Genomic DNA, 24,286 nt, shown 5'->3' with positions numbered 1-24,286 from the left:
GTTTTCCTATTAAAAATCTATTCTCATGAAACTTTACCCTATAGAATCCGGAAATTTTAAGTTAGATGGAGGAGCTATGTTTGGCGTAGTTCCTAAAACCATCTGGAACAAAACCAATCCTGCCGATGCTAATAACTTAATTGATATTGCTGCACGCTGCCTGCTTATTGAAGATGGAAATCGTCTGATTTTGATTGATACCGGAATGGGAGACAAACAATCGGAGAAGTTTTTTGGCTATTATTCGCTGTGGGGATCGCATTCGATAGACAAATCGTTGGCAAAATATGGTTTTCAGAGAGACGATATTACAGACATTTTTATGACGCATTTGCATTTTGACCATTGTGGAGGAAGTGTGCAATGGAATTCAGACCGGACTTTTTACGAGCCTGCTTTTAAAAATGCAAAGTTTTGGACGAATGAAAATCATTGGGAATGGGCAACAAAACCCAATGCACGCGAAAAGGCTTCTTTTCTTTCAGAGAATATTCTGCCTATGCAGGAAAGCGGACAGCTGAATTTTATAAAGCGTCCCGAAAGTGATTTCGGTTTTTCTGAAGAAATGAATTTTGGAATTTATTATGTGGATGGCCATACCGAAAAGCAAATGATTCCACATATCCAATATCAGGATAAAACGATTGTTTTCTGTGCCGATTTGTTAGCCACTGCCGGGCATATTCCGTTACCCTATGTAATGGGTTATGATACACGACCTTTATTGACAATGCCGGAGAAATCTAAATTTTTGAACGCGGCTGCAGACCACAATTATTATTTGTTTTTAGAGCATGATGCACATAACCAAATTATAACAGTAGAACAGACCGAAAAAGGTGTTCGCTTAAAAGAAGTATTTACCTGCGAAGAAATTCTTTAAAATTAAAGCTATAAATGCAAAAAAGTCCCATTTTCATGATGTCGAAAGTGGGACTTTTTATTAACAAATTTAATTCAACAAATTATAATTACTCGACAATTACTTTTTTGGCTGAGGCAGCATCCCCATTGATTAAGTACACATAATAAACGCCTTTTGACAGACCGGATAAATCGATCGTATTATGGGTAGTACTTAAATTTAACGTAAATGATTTTACAAGCTGGCCTAAGCTGTTATAAACATTTGCTTTTTCTAAACTTGCATTTTGAATGTTTACTTCGCCTTTAGTTGGGTTTGGGTGTATAACAGCTTTATTAAAAACAGACTCTTCGAGACCTAAAGAGTTACAATTTGAAGAATAAACTGCTTTGGCGTCTTTTTTATTCGACCAATTTGCATTTGAATAATTTTCATCATCTACGTTAATACAAGTAAGTAGGGAATTGTTTGTAAAATTAGAATAAGTCAGATCAAAATTTTTGTTATTCCTATTTTTCAAATTCAAAGACCGCAAATCATTATATTGACAATCAAATTTGTTTAACATAACATTTTTAGTTACATCTAAAATTCGTAGTTTATTATTAGTACAAATAAAAGTCGCTAAGGCCAAGTTTTGAGTCACCTCTAAAGTTTCTAGTTTATTATTATTGCAAATAAAAGTCACCAAGGCCGAGTTTTTATTCGAATTTAAAGTTCTCAGTAGATTGTTACTACAGTTAAAAGTGGTTAAAGCTATATTTCTAGTTATGTCTAAAGTCGTCAATTTATTATAGGAACAATTTAAATTTGTTAAGGCAGTATTAAAAAACAGATTTAGATCTTGAACATCGTTAGAAAGAGAATTATTACTTACATTTAAATAAGTAAGGGCTGGAAGGTAATATACATTGAGTCCTTTTAATCGATTTGTGTTACAATCTAAATAAGTCAAGAATGTATTTTTGTAAAGACTCAAACCTTCCAGATCATTTTTGGGACAAAACAAAGTAGTTAAAACAGTATTTTGCGTTAAATTAATATTGGAGATTTTATTTGAACCGCAATCTAAGTAAGTTAAAGATGTAAAGTCTTCAATTCCTGTTAAATTTGTAATATTGCTGGAAGACACATCTAATGATTTCAGTGAAGATATATTGGTTGTAATTACTCTTCCATTTTTACCATCAGTATCAATTCCCATATCTATCAATTTTTGCTCAAAAGCGGGATCAGGTATAAGAGTATAAGGAGTATTTCCATTGCAGTCTGGGCTGTAAAAAGCTTTTGGATCTTTGCTAGATTCCCAACTCGAAGTGCTATAAGCGTCAACTTTGATACATGTCAGCTTTGGATTGTCGATAAAGTTACGTTTACTCAATCTAAGGTTATTACCATTTTTTACATTCAGGCTAAATAGATTGTTAGAGTTGCAATAAAAAGTAGTTAGAGAACCATTATTTGAAACATCAAGAATCGCTAACTTATTATTGGAGCAATCAAAGTAAGTCAAATTAGTATTCTTCGAAACATCTATCTGCGGTAATCGATTATTAGAACAATTAAGATAAGTAAGATCAGGATGAATTTCTAAATTAGTCAAAGCATTATAACGACAATTTAGTTGAGTGAGTTTTAAATTATTTTTTAGGTTTAAATCTCTTATTTTTAGGCCCTCGCAACTTAGGATTTTTAAATTAATATTTTTAGAAACATCAAGTAAATCTATAGTATAATTATATGAACAATTTAATGTCGTTAAAGCAATATTTTTTGAAATATCTATTGAAGACAACTTATTCTTACCACAATCTAAGGAAGTTAATTCAGTAAAATCCTCAATTCCTGTAAGATCAGTGATATCTTTAGAAGATATATCAAGAGTTTTCAGGGAAGAAATGTTTGCTGTTAGTACTTTTCCAGAAAAATTACCTGAATCTAGTCCGAGATTTATTAGTTCTAGATGAAATATTGGATCAGGAATAGCGGTGTACCGCCCATCACAAGCTAAGGCATAAGTAGCGCCAGATTCTTTGTTTCCCGTCCAATTTTTATTTGAATAGACTATGTCGTCTACAGTGATACATTTCAAATCTTTATTTCCATAAAAACTTAAATGATAAATAGAATTCCAGTAAAAAGCTTTATTATTTCCATTTTTTACATTTACACTTGTTAGGGAGTTGTCTTTACAATATAAAGATGTCAAAGCTATGTTTTTTGAAGCATCCAGACTTGTTAGTAAATTCGCTGAACAATCTAAAGTGACTAAAGCAGTGTTTTTTGCAACATCAAGACTTGTTAGTGAGTTCTTGTCGCAAAGTAGCGTGATTAAGGCAGTATTTTTTGAAATATTCAGACTTGTTAATTTATTAGATGTACATTGTAAATTGGTCAAGGCTAATTTTTCAGAAACATCTAGATTTGTTAGGTTATTATTATTGCAAATAATAGTAGTTAAAGAGGAGTTTTTAGAAATATTCAAGTTTGTCAGCAAGTTGTTTTGGCAATTTAAAGTAACTAAAGCAGTATTTTTAGTCAGATCTAAAGTTGTTAATTGTTGGCCTTGACAATTTAGTAATGTTAATGCTGTGAAATCTTGGATTCCCATCAAATCTTTAACTAAACCAACCCCATTACTATTAGCCGTAATGTTTAAAGAAGTTAATGTAGAAATATTAGCTGTTAGCACTTTTCCGTCTGTTGGGCCAGAGTCGTGACCAAGAGCAATCAAGTTTTTTTCAAAACTCAAATCTGGAATAAGAGTATATTGCTCGGTTCCTTTAGCATAGATCTGTACATGATCTATAGTGGCATTAAACCCGATATTATCAAGAGTATTTAAAGAAATACTCAAATCGTAAGGTAAATTTTGATCTGGCGTGAAAGTAGTTTCAACGGCTGTCCAGTTGTTGTTTGTGGCAAAATAACTGCTAGAAAGGAGTGTCGAACTTCCATTTTTGTTAATGTTTAATACAATTGGGTGAGAAGTGTTATAATTACTGCTTAAGTATTTATATTTGAATTTAACTACATACGTAACTCCTGCAGTTAAAGAAACTTGTGTTGTAATTTTCGGAGTCAAGGTACTATTTGTAAAAGATAACATTGCGCTGTTAAATCCTTCCCAATAATCTGCAGTATTTTGACTAACATTGTTTTGAGTTGTCCAATCGGACAATGTTGTTTTGCTTGTCCACTTTTCGAATCCACCATTTGCGACTAAGTTGGTTTGCGCATAAATAGAAAAACTTGCCAGTAACAGCAACAAGAGTAGTTTTGTTTTCATAGACTTGATTTATGATAGTATCGCGCAAGTCTACAAAATTAGATCGGTATTTCCTTACGGGAAGACGTAATGGACATAGTTGTAATTCGGAGCGGATCATAGGAGGCATAAAAAATCCTGTTTTCAGTATATCGAAAACAGGATTTTTTGGTTTAACTAATTGTAATTATTAAGCTTCTTAATTGGTCTTAAATTTCCAGATTTGACCAACAGTTTCTCCTCCTTTGTTGTCTTTTACAACAACTTTCCAGAAGTATTCTTTGGTCGCTACCGTTGTAACATCAATTGTTTTTTCAGATTTATTTTCACTTACTTTTTCTGTTGGTGGATTTGTTGTTCCAAAATAAACGTCATAAGTCAGTGCATCTGCAGTGTCAACATCAGTTGCATTCCATTTTAAGGAAACAGTTGTTGCGTTTAGTGTAGCGTTTAAAACCGGTGATACCAATTCAGGAGAAAATGGCATATGATTTACTACTGTTTCACCACTGGTATAGAGTTTAAAAGTAGCGGAATAAGTACTTGCCAGTCCTTTACTGTCTGTCGCTTTTACTCTCCAGAAGTAGGCCGTGTTTTTTTCCAGTGCTATTGAAGTGTTATTAGTAGTCACTTCAGATGATTTTACAATTTGAGCAAACGTATTCTCTTTTGCTACCTGAATTTGATAGGTAATAGCATCTTTATTAGCATCGGTAGAAAGATCCCACTGAAAAGAAACAGTATTGTCTACACATAATTTATTATCAGCCGGAACTTTTAATGCAGGTACTGTTGGCGCTACATTAATAGCTTCGGATGATCCTGAATCGTCACTGCCACCGCAAGCCGCAAATAAAAGACCAATGATTGTGAGGTATATAAGATTTTTCATTTTTATTTTTTTATAATTTTAATGTATTCTGGAGTATCTAAATAAACTTTTATAGCATAGATTCCTGAAGGTTGATTTTCAAGATTTAATTTTATTTTTCCACTCTCGATAACAAGTGTTTTGGTTGAAATTAATTGACCGGAAAAATTGTATAATTCTACTTGAACTTCATTTTTAGCACCTGGAATTTCTATCTCAAAACTTCCCGAAGTAGGGTTTGGATAAGCAGATAAAATTTGTGATTCGAAATCAGAAACAGAAACATTTTTAGCAAAAGCACCTTCACAAGCTTTTGCAGTTACTACTTCTACTAAAGCATTTTTAGTAACATCTACAGAAAAAGAAGCATCATTGGTTTGAAACTGTTCTGTTCCGTTAACAAATACAGTAAACGGAGCTGTTCCTTCAATGATTTCAACATTAACTTTTTTATCAGTTACAACAGATTTTCCTGAAACGGTTGTTGCTTTTGCAATTGTAATCGTAAAATTTTGTTCGAATGTGCGGCCCGCAACCGTAATGGATACGGTATAAGTTCCCGGAGCTAAACCTGAAACTTTTAGACTATTATTGGTAAAATCATAGTTTTTACTATTTATTACAGCCGTATAGTTTTGAGTAGATTTTGCAGTAATGTTTATTTCACCATTATTTTCATTTAAGCAGGATTCACTTTTAGATTCAACAGTAAAATTATCAATTGGTAATGTCAGGATAGCACCACAACTAGTGTTGTAAGTTGCTGTATCATCTTTTAGTGTAGACCAGTTTGTGTTAGAGTAGGTAACATCATCAACCTGGATACAAGTTAAATCAGGATTTTTTCTAAAATCAAGAATACTGTATCCAGTAGTGTTCAATTTAGTATTATTACCATTTTTAATGTTTAGATAAGTTAGTTTATTATCAGAAACATTTAGAAAACCAACTTTTGAATTAGTTGAAATGTCAATTGAAGACAACTGATTTGATTGACAATTAAAGGCATATAAATCCTTGTTTTTGGTTAAATCTAATTCTGTTAACTGATTAGAATTACAAATGAAATGCTGTAATGAGACCTGTTTAGACATATCCAGTTTTTTCAGCTGATTGTTGTTACAAGTTAATTGCACTAAATACAAGTTGTTTGAAAAGTCTAAGCTTGTAAGGTTATTTACCTGACATTGCAGATAAGATAAATTTTTATTTCCTGAAAGATCAAGAGTCGTTAATTGGTTATGATCACAATTTAATAAATTCAAAGAAGCATTTTTTGTAACATTCAAATTGCGTAGTGCATTGTTTCCACAAATTATCTCTGTAATAGCAGTATTGTTTGAAAAGTCTAAAGAGGTTAATTGATTTTCAAAGCAATAGATTAACCTTAAAGAGGTATTCTTAGAAAGATCTAATTCTGTTAAGCGGTTCTTATTACAATACAGTGTTTTTAATGCAGTGTTTTTTGAAAGATCTACTTTTGAAATATAATTATAAGAGAAATTTAATTGTTCCAAGGCAACAAAATCCTGAATTCCGGTTAAATCCTGAATAGGATTTACAGGGCTGCCATTTGAATCGCTTACATTAAGATCTTTAAGTGTGTTAATACTTGAAGTAAGTACGGCTCCATTTACCCCATCAGTATCAATTTTAAGGGCTATTAATTTTTTCTCAAAATTAGCATCCGGAATAATGGTAAAAGCAACCGAAGTACAGGTTACAGAGTAGTTTGCATTAGCATCTTTTGCGTTTGCCCAATTTGTAGCCGAATAATTTATATCATCAACCTCAATGCATGTCAATGAAGGGTTGTTGGTGAAATTGCCCAAAGTCATGTTGGTTAAATTGGTGTTTTTACCATTTTTCAGATTCAGGCTGTACAAATTGTTTGAAGACGATTGTATTTGCGTAAGTTCTGTATTTGCCGAAAGATTTAAACTTAAAATTTTATTTGAGTTACAATTTAAAGTAGTCAGTTTAAGATTTTTTGTCAGATTTATTTCGACTAATAAATTTGAAGAAATATTTAATTCTTTTAAAGCCGTAAAACCTTCAATTCCTTTTAAGTTTGATATATTGCTGTTTGAAACATTAAGAGTGGTTACAGAGGTAATGCTTGAACTTAATACTTTGCCATTTTTCCCGTCAGTATCTATTCCCAAAGCAATTAATTTTCCTTCAAAATTAGCATCCGGAATTGCTGTAAATGAGTTACAAAATTTATTGTATGAAGCGGTTGCGTCTTTTAAGTTTGCCCAATTTGTATTTGAATAACTTTCGTCATCCACCTGAATACATTTTAAATCCGGATTATTGTTAAACAACGAAGTGCTTTTGTTTAGTAAAGTATTTTTTTCGTTGTTTAAATCTAAACTTACAAGCTTATTGTTTGAACAATCTAAAGAGGTTAGGTTTGGATTTTTAGTAAAATCTAAATATGTTAATTGGTTGTTTTTACAATTTAAAGTCTCTAAAGCTGCAAAATCCTGGATTCCTGTCAAGTTGGCGATTGAACTGCCAGAAACATCTAAAGATTTTACGCTTGCAATACTTTGTGTTAATACTTTTCCGTTTACCCCATCAGTATCAATTTTAAGAGCAATTAATTTGTTTTCAAAATTAGCATCCGGAATAGTAGTGTAAGCTCTGCAATCTGTAGAAAAATTTGCCCAGGAATCTTTATATGTCGCCCAGTTTTGATTTGCATACGTCACGTCGTCAACCACAATACAAGATAAAGAAAGGTTGTTGTTAAACTTTGTGTATTGTGTGAAATTTTTATTATTACCATTTTTCAGGTTTAAATCATAAAGCAAGTTATTAGTAACATTTACTGAAGTCAGTAATTTGTTTTTTGAAAGATCAAGACTTGTAAGTTTGTTTCTTTCAATATAAAAACTTTGTAAATTTAAATTTGCTGTCAGGTCAATGCTTTCAATACTATTATTGCTAACACTTAAAGCTTCTAAGTTTAAGTTTTTTGAAACATCAATAGCGTTAAGACTATTAACATCACATCTTAGATTTTTTAATAAGGTATTCTGAGATACATCAAGATTATTTAATCTATTGTACCCTAAATCTAAAACTGTTAGTTTTAAGTTTTTAGAAGGATTATAGTTTTGTAAGCTATTAGAAAGACAGCTTAAATAGGTTAGCTCTTTGTTTTCAGACGTGTTTAATTCCTTTAGTTTATTACTGCCACATTCAAGTGTTTGCAATAAGGTGTTTTTGGTAATATTTATATTCGTTAATTGGTTGTCACGACAGACAACAGTCTTTAAATTTACGTTTGCACTAAGATCTAAATTCGTCAAAACATTATTATAACAATCTAAGCTTTCTAATGCAGTGTTTTTAGAAAGATTTAAAGATGTTAGTTTATTTCCACTCAACCTTAGAGTTTTTAATAAAGTGTTGTTGTCAAAATTTGAACTTGTGATTTTATTGAAACCTAAGTCCAGAGAGGTTAACAAAGTGTTTTGAGACAGATCGATCCCGGTTGTGAATTTATTGTTATAACAATTAAGTAGTGTTAAATCCTTATTGTTTGTTATAGTTAAAGATTCAAGTAAGTTATTGTTTAATACCAGGGTCTTTAGCTTAGTATTATCTGAAAGATCTAATTTTGTTAGTTGATTGCTGCCAAGAGTTAAATTCTCCAGATTGACATTTTTAGACAAGTCCAGAGTTGTTAAACTATTAGAAGTAAGATCAAGTGTTTTTAAGTTTACGTTTTTCGAAAGATCTATAGAACTCAATTTAAATGTATTACCACCATAAGCCAGGCTTTCTAGAGCTGTAAAATCTTGTATTCCTGTGATGTCTTTGATATTGATAGCAGTATATGTAATCTTTAATGTTTTTACATTCGAGATTGCACTTGTAAGAACTTTTCCGTTTACGCCATCTTTGTCATAACCAAGATAAATTAACTGTCTCTCAAAATCTGCATCAGGAATTAGAGTATATTTTTGATCATCGCATGAAACGGCATAATTTGGAGTTGCATCTTTAAGATTTGCCCAATTAGTATTAGAATAAGAGGCATTGTCTACTTGAATACAGGTTAAGTTGGGGTTTCTTTTAAAAGTTGAAGTAGTGGTTAAACGAGTATTATTGCCATTTTTTAAGTTGATAGTAGTTAGGTTGTTTGAAGAGCAATCTAAAAACGTAAGATTGGTATTTTTAGAAACATCTAATGTTTTTAAGCTATTACCCTGGCAATTTAAACTTTGTAAATACAGATTGGCAGAAACGTCAAGAGTGGTTAAGTTACTGAAATTACAGTTTATAAAAGTCAATGCCGTGTTGTTGGATAGAACTAATCCGTTTGTAAAATCGTTAGCGCTGCAGTTAATTTCTTTCAGCGATAAGTTTTTAGCGATATTCAGGTTTTTTAATTTGTTGTCATAACAATTTAAAGTACTCAAAGCTAAATTAGCAGTTAAATCCAGACTGGTTATTAGATTGGTCGCACAATTTAAATTGGTCAGAGCGGTATTTTTACTAATATTTAAACTTGTTAATTTGTTTGAAAAACAATTCAGGGTAATTAGGGAAGTGTTGCCCGAGACATCAATTGATGTTAAGTTATTAAAAGAGCAAATGAGCTGTGTTAATGCTTTAAAATCACCAATTCCGGTTAGATCATTAATGTTTAATCCTGTGAGGTTTAATGTCTTTATTGACGAGATATTTGCAGTTAAAACCTGACCATCCGGAACTCCGGAGTCATATTTTTCGTTTATTAAGAATTTTTCAAAGTTTAAGTCCGGAATTTTAGTGGTCTGGGCGTATAAAGAAAAATTTAATAGAAATAGTAACAAGAGTAGTTTTGTTTTCATAGAACGAGTTTAAAATTAGATCGCGCAAGAGTAAGTAATAAAATTGAATATTCCTTACGGGAAGACGTAATGAAAGGACTGAACTTTTGAATAATAAAAAAATCCCATTCGCCGCGGCGAATGGGATTTTTTAGCTTAAAGAAATGGTATTATTTAAGGATAACTTTTTTCGCAGAAGCGGCATCCTGATGGATTAAATATACGTAATAAACTCCTTTTGGTAAATCGGATAAGTTTATTGTATTGTTTGTATCACTTGACTTTAAAGTAAATGTTTTTACCAATTGTCCTAATGAGTTATAAACTGTTGCTTTTTCTAAAGCTATATTATTAATATTCACTTCACCGGTTGTTGGGTTTGGATACATTGTTATTTTATCAAAAACAGAATCTTCTATTCCTAAATTTTTACAGCTATTAGAATAAATTGTGTTGGGCTCCTTGATTCGGGACCAGTTAGCATTGGAATAAGTGGCATCATCAACTTGTATGCAACCAAGAGTTTTAAGTCCTAAAAAGCTGGTATATAAAGAGGCTGTTTTTTTATCTGTTGGAGATGCTAAAACAAAATTTCTATTATTACCATTTTGAAGATTTAATGATAGTAATGGATTATTTGCTACATATACGATTTTAAGTTTACTGTTTTTGGAAAAGTCCAATGTAGTGATTTGGTTTGTTGAAGCATTTAGTGTTTCTAAAGCAAGATTCCTGCTTACATCTAATGCCCTCAATTGATTATTACTGCAATCTAAAAATGTTAGTGCTGTAAAATTCTCGATGCCTGACAGATCTTTAATAGTACTGTTTGAAAGATCTAAAGACGTAATGGTGCTTATGTTTGCAACAGAGATTTTTCCGTTTAAGCCGTCGGTATCAATTCCTAAATCAATTAATTTTTGCTCAAAATTTTGATCTGGAATCTGAGCAAAACCGGAGATACAGTTAGTGTTATAACTTGCAATTGTATCTTTTTTTGCTGCCCAGTTTGTATCAGAATAGGCTTTGTCGTCAACTTGAATACAGCTTAAATTTGGATTGTTTGTAATATTTAGAAATGGCAATTGAAAGTTAATATTATTTCCATTTTTCAAATTTAGACTTGTTAATTGATTAGTGTGAGCATATAAACCCACTAAGGCTGTATTTATGCTTAGATCCAAAGTGGTTATTTGATTTTTTGAGGCATTTAAAAATTCCAGGGATTTATTTTTGCTTATGTTCAAATCTTTTAATTGATTAGACTGACAATATAACTCTGTTAGAGTAGTGAGTTTGGAAACATCCAGGTTGGTTATTTTGTTTTCACGACAATCCAGAAGAGTCAAAGCAGTGTTTCTGCTCACGTCTATAGAAGTTAATTGACTGGTATTACAGCCCAGAAATGTTAAAGCAGTATTGGTGCTCACATCCAAAGAAGTATATTGGTTTGAACCTGAATCTAATTTTAGCAGTGCTGTATTTACCTTAACATCTAAAGAGGTTAATCGGTTTGCGTAGCAGCTTAAATTAAGTAAGGCTGTATTATTGCTTACGTCTAAGGAAGTTATTTTATTGTTGTTACAATCTAAAGTGGTCAAAGCTTTATTCTTGCTCACATTCAATGCTGATAATGAATTTTGACCGCAATACAAATCAGTTAATGATACAAAATTTTCAATTCCTGTTAAATCTGAAATATTACGATTGGTAACATTTAAGATTTTTACATTACTGATTTTAGAAGTTAAAACTTTACCGTCGATAGCCCCGTTATCAATCCCGCTATCAATTAATTTTTGTTCAAAATTAGGGTCAGGAATTAAAGTGTAATTTTCTGCATTTTCAGGCGTATATAAAGCTGAAATTTCTTCGGGAGTAAGTACACGATCCCAAATAGCAATATCATCGATTGTTCCTTTAAAGCCTTCTTTTGTGTTATCTCCGGAAATTCTTTGTCCAATTCTAAAAAGAGTGCCGACAGTATTTAAATTTACCGCTTTCTGATCCACAAATTTGCCGTTTACATATATCGAAAGCTGAGTTCCATCATAGGTAACAGTGAAAAAATACCAATCGTTGTTAGAATAATTAAAGTTGTTTACATAAAAATCATCATTAGAAAAATCAGAACCAGTTATTGCTTCAAGGTACCCTTTACTATAAACAGAAAGAGACAATCTTTGTAATTTTGCTAAAGTCCCATAGTTAAAAATGGAGACTTGATATTTATTCGGATCAGAAAAAGCATCATTTGTTTTAAACCATCCTGAAATTGTTCTCGAAGAATTGTTTTTAGGAATATTTGGCAGAACAGCATCGATATAACTGTTTGTACCATCAAAACTATAAGCTGTATTGCTATTTCCAAATCTGTCTGATGTTAGTGTAGCGCCTGTAACAGTTCCATTTGATCCGTTTCCGCTAAGATCATTCGCATTTCCATTAAAAGGGAAATAAGCAATTAAACCATTTGTTGGTACTTGCCCGTCTATCAAAGCAGGAATAACGGTGACATCAACAACAGTTCTGGTACTTTCACATCCATTAACAGTTTGAGAAACGTAGTATTTACCTGTTTGTAAAGAAGTAGATAAATTTAAGTTGCTCTGTATAATAGCACTGCTATACCATTTAAGATTAGATCCCGTAGCCTGTAAACTGGCAATAGTAGCTCCACTTTTAAAAGACTGTGCATTTGCAGTTGGAGCAGCTGTGGCGGATGAGTTTATGGTTATTGTATATGGATTGGTTGTACATCCTTTGGCATCTTTTGCAATAATCGAGTATGTGCCTGCCGATAAATTAGAGAATATATTTGAAGACTGGAAATTCATGGCAGGATACATGGCATACTGATAAGGTTGCGTTCCGCCAGTTGCCATAGCGGTTATAATTCCGTCATTTTTAGCATTACAAACAGATGTCGCAGTTGCATTAACAGCAATAGGAATTGGTTCTGTAATCGTGATGGTTTTGGATACTGACGATGTAGCATCGCTTACTGTGCAGGTGTAATTTCCCGGATGTAATCCTGTAATGGTTGAAGTTGTATATCCATTAGACCAAAGATATGAATACGGCATCGTACCGCCAGAAACAGCTGTTACTGAGGCTGAACCATTAGCATAACCGGTGCAGGTTATAGCAGTAAAGGATGTTGTGATTGTTAAAGATGATGGGCAATCTATTTTTGTTGGTACTTTTTTATCGATGGTTGTGTTGTCACCTAATGGTCCACTTTGGTTTCTGCCCCAAGTCGATATATCTCCGCCTTTATCAACAGCAACAGTGTGGTAGTTGCCTGCTAAAATTAAAGACCATTTGGTAGTTGTTCCTACTTGTATAGGAGTGTTACTTCCTACAGTTGTACCATTACCCAGTTTTCCGAATAAGTTCTCACCCCAAGCCCATAATGAATTATCGGTTTGGATCGCATAACTAGCGTTCCATCCGGCAGAAATGCTCTTCCAATTTGTAGATGTCCCAATTTGTGTTGGTAAATTTTTATTTAGAGAGGTTCCATCTCCAACTCCGCCATTTATATTTTCACCCCAAGCCCATAAAGTTCCATTAGTTTTTAGAGCGATTGAATGACTGTATCCTGAAGAAATTGTTTTCCAGTCATTAGCAGTTCCTACTTTCGTTGGAATGGTTTTACTAATTAACGTACCATCTCCTAAAGCTCCCTTAGAATTTTCACCCCATGCCCATAAAGAACCGTCTTTTTTTAAGGCAATGGTGTGTTCTCCACCTGCTGCTACAGTTTGCCAGTCAGTATCGGTTCCTATTTGTATTGGAGTATTTTTATTAACAGTAGTACCATCGCCTAATTGTCCTGTAGAATTATATCCCCAAGCCCATAAAGTACCGTTGGTTTTTATTGCCATGGTGTAATTTCCTCCTGCAGATATACTTTGCCAATCTTTTGCAGATCCGATTTGTTGGACAGCATTATAACCGGTAACAGTGCCCGGACCATTTCCTATTTGTCCTAATGAACCGTAACCCCAAGCCCATAAAGTTCCGTCTGCTTTCATTGCAACGGTATGTCCCCATCCGGCGCTTACCGTTTTCCAGTCATTTGACGTCCCTATTTTTACAGGAGCGTTTTTTTGAGTTGTGGTACCATCTCCCAATTGACCATTACCATTATTGCCCCATGCCCACATGGTGCCGTCCGGCTTTATTATAATATTATGGTTGTATCCGGCAGCTATAGATTGGATACATTGAGCCTTAATTTGAAAACAAGAAAGTATTAAAAATAAAAGTAAAATTTTTCTCATACGATAAAAATTTGGTTATTTAATAGTGTGTTTTTTGGTTAGAATATGCTTTATTGAGTTAGCCTTAAGCTTGATTAGTAATAGTAATAACAACAAAAAAGTATACCCTTTTTTATTGCTGTTTTAAAACCGGCTAAGAATTGTACTTCAGTATATTACTGATAGTTTGGTATATCTGGGAGATACATTTTACAGAAGCAAAAAAAGTAGTTTTATTTTCATAAAAGTATGTTTTTGAGGTTTCTGACGCAAGGATAAGGGTTTTAGACGAATTTTCCTTACGGAAAGACGTAAACCATATTTTTTTATTCATTAAAATAAAAAATAGTTAGCAACTATTTTTTGAATGTAAGGATTTGTGTAAATATTTGAAGTTAAGAATCTTAATTATATTTTACACTTTCTTAAAACACAAACAAAAAATCATAACACAGTGTTAATCGTTAGCTTTATGTAACAAAAAATCATAATTTAGACCCATAATTTAACTTTAGAATACATATTAGATATATGAGTCATATGAAACATCTCAAATTATCTGCTTTTGCATTAATCGTTTTAGCAGGTTGCACCACCACTATGCAAGCGCAGGAATCGGCAAGAAAAGATTTTATCAAAGCTCCTTTAGCCGTTGTTAAGAAAGCTCCTGTTAGCGAAAATGAATTAAAAAGATGGAGTCATCTTGATTTAATCAAAGATTCGATCCCAGGAATGAGTGTCGATAGAGCTTATGCTGAATTATTGCAAGGAAAAACCGGAAAGAAGGTGATCGTGGGAATTGTAGATTCAGGTGTCGATATCGAACATGAAGATCTGAAAGGGATGATCTGGACCAATTCTAAAGAAATTCCGGGTAACGGAATCGACGATGATAAAAACGGATTTATTGATGATGTTCACGGATGGAATTTCTTAGGAAATGCTGTTCATGAAAATCTTGAATTAACGCGTGTCGTTAAAAAAGGTGATGACGGATCTCCTGAATATAAAGAGGCTTTGGCGCAGTATACTAAAAAATACGAAGACGCTTTAAGAGACAAGCAACAATCTGACTTTTTGTTAGAAGTTCATAAAACAATACAAAAAGAACTTAATAAAACCACTTATAAAATTGAGGATCTAAATACTATAACCTCTACAGATCCAAAAGTTGCCCAGAGTAAAGAGATCATGACTCAAATTTTAACGAATGCAGGGCCAACTTTTGACCCTGACTCTGAGTTAAAAGAGTATAGTAAGCAGGTTTACGGTCAGTTGAATTACAACTTAAATAAAGAATTCGACGGAAGAAAAATAGTAGGAGATAATCCGGAGGATATTAAAAACACACGTTACGGAAATAATATTGTTTTTGGTCCTGATAAAGAGGAAGCGCTTCACGGAACACACGTAGCCGGAATTATTGCACAGGTTCGCGGGAATAATTTAGGAGGAGACGGAGTTAGCAATAATGTAGAAATACTAACTGTAAGAGCTGTTCCGGATGGTGATGAATACGATAAAGATATTGCTTTAGGGATTCGCTATGCCGTAGACAACGGAGCAAAAGTGATCAACGGAAGTTTCGGAAAAAGTTTCTCTCCTCATAAAAAATGGGTGTATGATGCAATAAAATATGCAGCAAAAAAAGATGTTCTAATAGTGCATGCAGCCGGAAATGACGGATACAATATTGATGAGACCAAAAACATCAATTATCCAAACGACTCAGAAGATAACGTTAAAGAGTTTGCTGATAACGTAATCACGATCGGGGCACTTAATAAAGAGTATGGAGAAACTGTTGTAGCAGGATTTTCGAACTTTGGAAAAATAAACGTAGATGTTTTTGCTCCGGGTGAAGAAATTTATGCAACAGTACCTAACAATAAGTACAAATACTTGCAGGGAACTTCGATGGCTGCTCCAAATGCGGCAGGAGTTGCAGCACTGATACGTTCGTACTATCCAAAATTAAAAGCAGCTCAGGTAAAACAAATTTTAATGGACTCAGGAGTGGCGCTTCCATCAATGGTTGTTTTGGGTGAAAACCATAATCCTGAAGCAAAACCGGTAGCGGTTTCTTCGACAGAATCTTCAAGAACAGCTAAAATGGTTAACGCTTACAATGCTTTATTGATGGCCGAAAAAATGTCTAAAAAATAAACAAAAACAGAATACTAATGTAATGGAAGAGTTCGCGCTCTTCCATTTTGATTGAAATAACCATGCGAAAAATTTTACTACTATCTTTTTTGAGTTTGAGTTTAAACTCAGCATTTGCACAAAGCGCTCCTTATTGGCAACAACATGTCGATTACAAAATGGAAGTCTCCATGGATGTAAAAAACTATCAGTACAAAGGAAAACAAGAGTTAGTGTACACAAACAACTCTCCTGATACTTTAAAGAAAGTGTATTACCATTTATTTTTAAATGCATTTCAGCCGGGAAGTGAAATGGATGCTCGTCTGCATTCTATAAAAGATCCTGATGGAAGAATGGTAAATAAAGTAAAAGGCGCAGATGGTAAAGAAACCAAACAAAGCCGAATTGAAACTTTAAAACCAAATGAAATTGGATATTTAAAAATTTCAGATTTTAAACAAGATGGAGTTTCGGCACAAACGAGAGTTTCCGGAACTATTTTAGAAGTGACTTTGGCGAAACCAATTTTACCAAATTCTAAAACAACCTTTACTTTAGATTTTGACGGACAAGTTCCGGTTCAGGTTCGTCGTACTGGACGTAATAATTCTGAAGGAGTAGAATTGTCAATGTCACAATGGTACCCAAAATTAGCCGAATTTGATTTCGAAGGCTGGCATGCAGATCCATACATCGCCAGAGAATTTCATGGCGTGTGGGGGAACTTTGATGTGAAAATTACAATCGATAAAGAGTATACTATCGGAGGTTCAGGATATTTACAAGATAAGAATCAAATAGGTCACGGTTATGAAGATGCAGGTATAACCGTTACTTATCCAAAGAAAACAAAAACGTTGACCTGGCATTTTATTGCACCAAACGTTCATGATTTTACCTGGGCAGCAGATAAAGAATACACACATGATATTGTAAAAGGACCAAATGATGTTGATTTGCACTTCTTCTACAAAAACAATCCAAAAACAACTGCAAATTGGAAACAATTAGAACCTTTAATGGTGAAAGTAATGGATTATTACAACCATAGAGTGGGAGCATATCCGTACAAACAATACTCTTTTATTCAGGGTGGAGATGGCGGAATGGAGTATGCAATGTGTACCCTGATGCTTGGAAACGGAACTCTTGAAGGAATTTTAGGAACAGCAACTCATGAATTAGGACATTCCTGGTTTCAGCATATTTTGGCTTCAAACGAATCAAAACACCCTTGGATGGATGAAGGTTTTACTACTTACATTGAAGACAGTGCTTTGAATGAATTGAAAGGTGATAAAAAAGAAGTGAATCCGTTTAAAGGAAATTATGCTGCTTATTACAGCCTGGTTAATTCCGGAAAAGAGCAGCCACAAACGACTCATGGAGATCGTTATGATGAAAACAGACCTTACAGTATTTCTTCTTATGTAAAAGGAAGCCTTTTCTTGTCGCAATTAGAGTATGTAATTGGAAAAGACAATGTAGATGCTACTTTGAAAAGATATTACAATGATTTCAAATTCAAACACCCTACTCCAAATGATATTAAAAGATCAGCAGAGAGAGTTTCAGGAGCAGAATTAGATTGGTATTTAATCGATTGGACAGGAACTACCAATACAATTGATTATGGTATCAAAGAAGTAGCGGATAACGCAGGAAAAACCAATATCACTTTAGAAAGAATCGGAAGAATGCCAATGCCGATTGATTTAACAGTGGAATACACAGATGGTACTTCTGAAAGTTTCTACATTCCGTTACGAATGATGAACTTCATCAAGCCAAATCCAAACCCGAATGTAAAAAGAACCGTTTTAGACGACTGGGCATGGGCACAATCTAACTATAGTTTTACAATAGACAAAAACAAAACTGCCATTAAGAAAATCACGATTGATCCAAGCGGATTAATGGCCGATGTAAAAGCAGCAAATAATGTTTATGAGGTGAAGTAATAGTCACTTAAAATATAAAAAAAGCCAAAGTTAGTTTTCTGCTAGCTTTGGCTTTTTTGCTTTTTTACAGTTAGAGTTTTTATTATGGTTTGACGCGTGATGAAGAGGAGGGATCAATAGTTTTTAAGCCATAAAATCCATAAAAGATGAAACTAAGAATTTTCTTCTAATTTTAAACAATTAAACCAGCAACAAAAGATATATTTGTAGTATATTCGCTTCAAAAATAATAAAATGACTTTTGGTACAAAGCTGCAAAAATTAAGAGGAGAAAAAAGAATGTCGCAAAAGGAGATTTCGACTATTTTGAAAGTTTCACAAACGATTTATGGAAAATGGGAAAGCGATATCTTTTATCCAACGTATAAAAACTTAAAGAAAATAGCCGCTTTATATAAGATTAGTGTAGATAGGCTGGTTGACGTTGAAGACAAAAGAAAAGCGGGGAAGATTCTAATTTCAGATAATCTGACTGCAGATCCGGTATCTTTCATTACCATATTTAAACTTCTGAAAAGAATAGAAAAGACCGTTTTATTGATCGAAAGGCAAACAGAGATCCCGGAGAAAGAAGGAGAATGAAAAAGTATTGTTTAATTTTAGAAATAAATTTTAAAAAGATACTTTTTTATTAATAGATTATTTTCTCAAAAAGTAACCAGATGGAGAAGAATAGAAAAATCTTTATTCATCTGTTTAATGAGTAATATCGGTGAGCAAATGAGAAGCATAAAAAAAACGCACAATTTGTGCGTTTTTATATTTTGTAAGCAGATCTTATCCTAAATGCTCTAACATGTCTTTTGTCATGGTTTCAAGATCAAAAGTATGTTTCCAGTCCCAGTCTTCTCTTGCCTGAGAATCGTCGATACTAGCCGGCCAGCTGTCCGCAATTTTTTGGCGGAAATCAGGGTTGTAAGTTATTTCGAATTCAGGAATATGTTTCTTAATTTCTGCGGCAATTTCAGTAGGAGTAAAACTCATTGCAGCTAAATTGTAGGATGAATGTATTTTGATTTTTTCTGCCGGAGCTTTCATGATATTAATAGTTGCATCAATTGCATCATCCATATACATCATTGGCATTTTTGTTTCCGAAGATAAAAAGCACTCGTATTTTTTATCGGCAATAGCCTTGTAAAAAATATCAACAGCGTAATCTGTAGTTCCGCCACCAGGAGGCGTCGACCAGCTGATTAAGCCCGGATAACGGATGCTTCGAACATCAACTCCGTAAATATTATGGTAGTATTCGCACCATCTTTCTCCCGCTTGTTTACTAATTCCGTACACCGTAGAAGGCTCCATTACGGTATATTGAGGAGTGTTTTCCTTAGGTGTAGTAGGTCCGAAAACTGCAATACTGGAAGGCCAGAATATCTTTTTTATCTTTTTGGCTTTTGCTAAATTTAAAACATGAAATAATGAATTCATATTCAGATCCCAGGCAAATGCAGGGTTTTTCTCGGCTGTAGCCGATAAAAGTGCAGCCATCAGATATATATCAGTAATTTGATGCACTTCAACAAGATGCTCGATTTGGTTGAAATCTAAAGCATTGACTACTTCAAACGGACCGGAATTTACAACGTCAGTATTTAATTTTCTAATATCAGAAGCAATTACATTGTCTGTTCCGTATAGTTTGCGCAGTTTTTGAGTCAGTTCCGTCCCAATTTGACCGCAGGCACCAATGATTAATATTTTTGGATTCATTTTTTTGAATAGTTTTTTTGAAAGACAAATATAACGTTTTCGCAAATGTTTTCGCTTTTAAGGAGAACAAATTGTAAATTTAACAATGATAAAGATTCTTTTTTAGATTATTCGTTGTTGAATGTGGAACTCAAGTCGTAAATTATAAGTATTTTCGATCAGGAATTCAGGATTTTTCCATAAGTCTTACAAAGTAGAATTCCTAAATTTGTTTCGGTCTAATGGCAGCTAAATAATGTAATTTGTACCGAAAATCAGAATTCGTAATTGTAAAATTACTTTGTAACTTTGTAGCTTAATGTTTTACCAAATGAAATATAAGATATCTCTTTTTTTGCTTTTTGTTTTTGTATTGAATTCATGTCAGAATGAAGATGAAAAACGTCGCGCTGAAAACGAAAAGGAAGCCAAAAAAAACGAAGTCATTTTTAATAAAATCAATAAAAGTTGGTCTTTTATCGATGAGCCAATCAACGAAATCTCGGAGCAAAAAGTGAATTCGTGGAGTGAGTGGCGTGACTTTTTGAATGAACTCAGAGATAAACCCAGAAAAACAATTGGAGCCTTTCAAAAGAAATCAACTGCGATTTCAAAAAAAGTAATGGCTTTAAACAATAATATTCCTGCAGAATTCAATATTCCACAGATCAGAAGCCGAATTTCTATTTTGATTACAAAAGTCAGAATGATGGATTTATTCATTCATCTGAATCAAATTCCTTCAGAGAAAGTGACATTTTTAATTGGTGAAATCAACAAAGAATTGGTTTCATTAGAAAGACAGATGGATGTTGTTATTGTAAAAAGTAAAATTCCGAAAGAAGAAGGTGAGGAAGATTTCTTAAGAATGTTAGATACCGCTCGTGCCATTCCAAACGAGACCACAGCTCCGATTCCGGGGAAAAATATAGATCCAAACACACCAAAAGTTGAGTAAAAACGCCTTATATACCCTGTATGATAATCTGCCAAAAAATCAGCAGATTGCCACACAATTACTGGAACAGAAACAAATAAAAATGCATCTTAACGGATTGTTAGGATCGGCAGTTTCATTTGTTTTGCGTGCTGTTTTCAAAAAATCAGAATTACCTTTTTTAGTTATTTTAGATAATAAAGAAGAAGCAGCTTATTATTTGAACGATCTCGAACAAATGATCGGAGAACAAGATGTGTTGTTTTATCCCGCGTCATTTCGCCGTCCGTATCAAATTGATGAAACAGACAATGCTAATGTTTTGCTTCGTGCTGAGGTTTTAAACCGAATCAATTCCCGTAAAAAACCTGCCGTAATTGTTACTTATCCCGAAGCACTTTTCGAAAAAGTAGTGACACGCAGGGAACTTGATAAAAACACTTTGAAAGTCGCTTTGAACGATAAAATTTCGATAGATTTTATCAACGAAGTGTTGTTTGAATATGAATTTAAAAGAGTCGATTTTATCACTGAACCGGGAGAGTTTTCTGTTCGAGGCGGAATTGTTGATGTATTCTCGTTTTCCAACGATCATCCGTACCGAATAGAGTTTTTTGGTAACGAAGTAGACAGTATCAGAAGTTTTGATGTAGAAACACAATTATCAGTAGAAACCCATAAAAAGATCACGATAATCCCGAATGTCGAGAACAAACTTTTTCAGGAAAACAGAGAGAGTTTCTTAGACTATATTGCCGAGAGAACCGTCTTGTTTATTCAAAATACAGAAGGGCTTTTCACTCAGTTAGACAAACAATTCGTAAGAGCCGAAGAAGCTTTCGAGAAACTTTCAAAAGAAATAAAAAGGGCTGAACCTGAGAAACTATTCTTAAATCAGAGCTCATTTATCAAACGCGCTTTAGATTTTTCAATAGTCGAATTGGCTTCAAAACCTGTTTTTAAAACCACCAAAACATTCGATTTTCATATTCATCCGCAGCCATCCTTCAATAAACAATTTGATTTGCTGCTGAATAACCTGAGCGACAATCACTTTAACGGATATAAAAATTATCTGTTCTGTTCGAATGAAACTCAGGCCAAGCGTTTTCATGATATTTTCGAAACTTTAGACGAAGCTAATTCCGAGAACATTCGAAAACAATATCATACCGTTGTATTGCCTTTGTATCAAGGATTTATTGATGAAGAAAGTCAGATTACAGCTTATACCGATCACCAGATTTTTGAGCGTTATCATAAATTTAATATCAAAAACGGTTATTCGAAAAAGCAGAATATTACGCTTAAGGAATTAACCGCGCTTTCGGTTGGTGATTATGTAACGCATATCGATCACGGAATTGGAAAATTTGGCGGCCTGCAGAAAATTCAGGTTGAAGGTAAAACGCAGGAAGCTATAAAATTGGTTTATGCCGATAATGATATTGTGTATGTGAGTATTCACTCGCTTCATAAAATCTCCAAATACAACGGAAAGGACGGAACTCCTCCAAAAATCTATAAACTGGGATCAAACGCCTGGAAAGTTTTAAAACAAAAAACCAAAGCGCGGGTTAAACATATTGCCTTCAATTTAATTCAGTTGTATGCAAAACGACGTCTGGAAAAAGGTTTTCAGTTTGCACCGGACAGTTATTTGCAGAATGAATTAGAAAGTTCATTTATATACGAAGACACGCCTGACCAAACTAAATCGACTCAGGAAGTCAAAGCGGATATGGAAAGCGATCGTCCGATGGATCGTTTAGTTTGTGGTGATGTAGGTTTTGGAAAAACAGAGGTAGCGATTCGTGCAGCGTTTAAGGCAGTAGACAATAGTAAACAGGTAGCTGTTTTGGTTCCGACCACCATTTTGGCTTACCAGCATTACCGTACGTTTTCAGAACGTTTGAAAGACATGCCGGTTACCATTGGTTATATGAATCGCTTTAGAACCGCCAAACAGAAAGCGCAAACTTTAAAAGATTTAGCAGAAGGGAAACTGGATATTGTGATTGGAACACACCAATTAGTCAACAAAAATGTAGTTTTTAAAGACCTTGGTTTATTGATTGTCGACGAGGAACAAAAGTTTGGAGTAAACGTAAAAGATAAACTTAAGACCATTGCTGCGAATGTCGATACCTTAACATTAACGGCAACGCCAATCCCGAGAACGCTTCAGTTTTCATTAATGGCAGCGAGGGATTTGTCTGTTATTACGACTCCTCCGCCAAACCGATATCCTATAGAAACCAATGTTGTTGGGTTTAATGAAGAAATAATCCGTGATGCCATTTCGTATGAAATTCAGCGTAACGGGCAGGTTTTCTTCATCAATAACCGAATCGAAAATATAAAAGAAGTTGCCGGTATGATTCAGCGTTTGGTCCCAAATGCCAGAGTCGGAATCGGTCACGGACAAATGGAGGGTGCGAAACTCGAAGAATTGATGCTGGGCTTTATGAACGGCGATTTCGATGTTCTGGTAGCCACAACAATTATCGAAAGTGGTCTGGACGTGCCAAATGCCAACACGATTTTCATCAACAATGCCAATAATTTTGGACTGTCTGATTTGCATCAAATGCGAGGAAGAGTAGGTCGAAGCAATAAAAAAGCATTTTGTTATTTCATCTGTCCGCCTTATTCTTCCATGACCGAAGATGCCAGAAAACGTATTCAGGCTTTGGAGCAATTTAGCGAATTAGGTAGCGGTTTTAACATTGCGATGAAAGATCTTGAAATTCGTGGTGCAGGAGATTTACTGGGTGGAGAACAAAGTGGTTTCATTAATGAAATTGGATTTGATACTTACCAAAAAATCATGAATGAGGCCATCGAAGAATTGAAGGAGAATGAATTCAAGGAATTATATCCGGAAGAGAACGATATCGAAACCAAGGAATATGTAAAAGATCTGCAAATCGATACTGATTTTGAGCTATTGTTTTCTGATGAATACATCAACAATGTCACCGAACGTTTGAGTTTATACAACGAGTTGGGTGGTGTGAAAAACGAACAGGAACTTGTGGTATTTCAAAATAAATTAATTGACCGTTTTGGTCCGATGCCGCCGCGTGCCAATGCTTTGATGAATAGTATTCGCATCAAATGGATTGCAACAAGTGTAGGTATTGAGAAGTTAGTGATGAAGAAAGGTAAAATGATTGGTTATTTCGTCTCAGATCAACAATCTGATTATTACCAATCAAAGCGTTTTCATAAGGTGATCAAATTTGTACAGACTCACAGTAATCTTTGCCAAATGAAAGAAAAACAAACGCCTAACGGTTTACGTCTTTTATTGACTTTTGACAATGTAAAATCGACCAAACGAGCGTTGGAATTAATGGAGATGTTGGGAGAATAACAATTTTAAAAGGTATAATATTTTAAACCCGACAAGTTTCAAAAACCTGTCGGGTTTTATTTTTA

General features: G+C 33.9%; 11 protein-coding genes. 6 read left to right on the top strand and 5 right to left on the bottom strand.

Annotated features, from left to right (window positions below; genetic code table 11):
- The first annotated feature begins 25 nt into the window (after positions 1 to 25).
- Complete coding sequence (locus tag BHE19_RS04505) at positions 26 to 883, top strand: MBL fold metallo-hydrolase (RefSeq protein WP_070906135.1); 858 nt, start codon at positions 26 to 28, stop codon at positions 881 to 883.
- 88 nt (positions 884 to 971) lie between these two features.
- On the opposite strand, the gene BHE19_RS04500 is transcribed toward BHE19_RS04505, so the two are convergent.
- From BHE19_RS04500 to BHE19_RS04485, 4 genes are all read right to left on the bottom strand, one after another.
- Positions 972 to 4,154, bottom strand: a complete 3,183-nt coding sequence (locus tag BHE19_RS04500) for a T9SS type A sorting domain-containing protein (RefSeq protein ID WP_070906134.1) — start codon at positions 4,152 to 4,154, stop codon at positions 972 to 974.
- 178 nt (positions 4,155 to 4,332) lie between these two features.
- Positions 4,333 to 5,025, bottom strand: coding sequence for a glycoside hydrolase family 78 protein (locus BHE19_RS04495; protein ID WP_070906133.1), 693 nt, complete (start codon positions 5,023 to 5,025; stop codon positions 4,333 to 4,335).
- Between the two features lie 2 nt (positions 5,026 to 5,027).
- Positions 5,028 to 9,854, bottom strand: a complete 4,827-nt coding sequence (locus BHE19_RS04490; RefSeq protein WP_070906132.1) for a T9SS type A sorting domain-containing protein — start codon at positions 9,852 to 9,854, stop codon at positions 5,028 to 5,030.
- A 149-nt stretch (positions 9,855 to 10,003) separates the two neighbouring features.
- Complete coding sequence (locus BHE19_RS04485) at positions 10,004 to 14,122, bottom strand: RCC1 domain-containing protein (RefSeq protein WP_070906131.1); 4,119 nt, start codon at positions 14,120 to 14,122, stop codon at positions 10,004 to 10,006.
- A 510-nt stretch (positions 14,123 to 14,632) separates the two neighbouring features.
- Here BHE19_RS04485 and BHE19_RS04480 point away from each other — a divergent pair.
- The 3 genes from BHE19_RS04480 (at position 14,633) to BHE19_RS04470 (ending at position 18,792) form a co-directional block, all read left to right on the top strand.
- A complete protein-coding gene (locus BHE19_RS04480) occupies positions 14,633 to 16,267 on the top strand; it encodes a S8 family peptidase (RefSeq protein ID WP_070906130.1) in 1,635 nt (544 codons plus the stop codon).
- A 62-nt stretch (positions 16,268 to 16,329) separates the two neighbouring features.
- A complete protein-coding gene (locus tag BHE19_RS04475) occupies positions 16,330 to 18,210 on the top strand; it encodes a M1 family metallopeptidase (protein ID WP_070906129.1) in 1,881 nt (626 codons plus the stop codon).
- 234 nt (positions 18,211 to 18,444) lie between these two features.
- Positions 18,445 to 18,792 carry a helix-turn-helix domain-containing protein gene (locus tag BHE19_RS04470; RefSeq protein WP_070906128.1) on the top strand — a complete coding sequence of 116 codons (348 nt, stop codon included), beginning with the start codon at positions 18,445 to 18,447 and terminating at the stop codon, positions 18,790 to 18,792.
- Positions 18,793 to 18,987: 195 nt separating this feature from the next.
- Here BHE19_RS04470 and BHE19_RS04465 read toward each other — a convergent pair whose 3' ends face one another.
- A complete protein-coding gene (locus BHE19_RS04465) occupies positions 18,988 to 19,926 on the bottom strand; it encodes an L-threonine 3-dehydrogenase (RefSeq protein ID WP_017494581.1) in 939 nt (312 codons plus the stop codon).
- Between the two features lie 310 nt (positions 19,927 to 20,236).
- On the opposite strand from BHE19_RS04465, the gene BHE19_RS04460 reads away from it, so the two are divergent.
- Together BHE19_RS04460 and mfd are read left to right on the top strand one after the other, a co-directional pair.
- Positions 20,237 to 20,863 carry a hypothetical protein gene (locus BHE19_RS04460; RefSeq protein WP_017494582.1) on the top strand — a complete coding sequence of 209 codons (627 nt, stop codon included), beginning with the start codon at positions 20,237 to 20,239 and terminating at the stop codon, positions 20,861 to 20,863.
- Positions 20,856 to 24,221, top strand: a complete 3,366-nt coding sequence (mfd, locus tag BHE19_RS04455; protein WP_070906127.1) for a transcription-repair coupling factor — start codon at positions 20,856 to 20,858, stop codon at positions 24,219 to 24,221. The genes BHE19_RS04460 and mfd overlap by 8 nt, the downstream gene beginning before the upstream one ends.
- The last annotated feature ends 65 nt before the right edge of the window (positions 24,222 to 24,286 follow it).

This window comes from Flavobacterium tructae (assembly GCF_001853485.1).
In the GTDB taxonomy this organism is placed as follows: domain Bacteria; phylum Bacteroidota; class Bacteroidia; order Flavobacteriales; family Flavobacteriaceae; genus Flavobacterium; species Flavobacterium tructae.
This window is presented reverse-complemented; position numbering and strand designations above follow the sequence as displayed.

Bases quoted from the DNA above. Each gene is read 5' to 3' on its own strand.
- BHE19_RS04465 (WP_017494581.1), bottom strand. From the start codon at position 19,926: ATGAATCCAAAAATATTAATCATTGGTGCCTGCGGTCAAATTGGGACG.
- BHE19_RS04490 (WP_070906132.1), bottom strand. From the start codon at position 9,854: ATGAAAACAAAACTACTCTTGTTACTATTTCTATTAAATTTTTCTTTA.
- BHE19_RS04475 (WP_070906129.1), top strand. From the start codon at position 16,330: ATGCGAAAAATTTTACTACTATCTTTTTTGAGTTTGAGTTTAAACTCA.
- BHE19_RS04470 (WP_070906128.1), top strand. From the start codon at position 18,445: ATGACTTTTGGTACAAAGCTGCAAAAATTAAGAGGAGAAAAAAGAATG.
- BHE19_RS04500 (WP_070906134.1), bottom strand. From the start codon at position 4,154: ATGAAAACAAAACTACTCTTGTTGCTGTTACTGGCAAGTTTTTCTATT.
- BHE19_RS04505 (WP_070906135.1), top strand. From the start codon at position 26: ATGAAACTTTACCCTATAGAATCCGGAAATTTTAAGTTAGATGGAGGA.
- BHE19_RS04460 (WP_017494582.1), top strand. From the start codon at position 20,237: ATGAAATATAAGATATCTCTTTTTTTGCTTTTTGTTTTTGTATTGAAT.
- BHE19_RS04480 (WP_070906130.1), top strand. From the start codon at position 14,633: ATGAGTCATATGAAACATCTCAAATTATCTGCTTTTGCATTAATCGTT.
- BHE19_RS04485 (WP_070906131.1), bottom strand. From the start codon at position 14,122: ATGAGAAAAATTTTACTTTTATTTTTAATACTTTCTTGTTTTCAAATT.
- BHE19_RS04495 (WP_070906133.1), bottom strand. From the start codon at position 5,025: ATGAAAAATCTTATATACCTCACAATCATTGGTCTTTTATTTGCGGCT.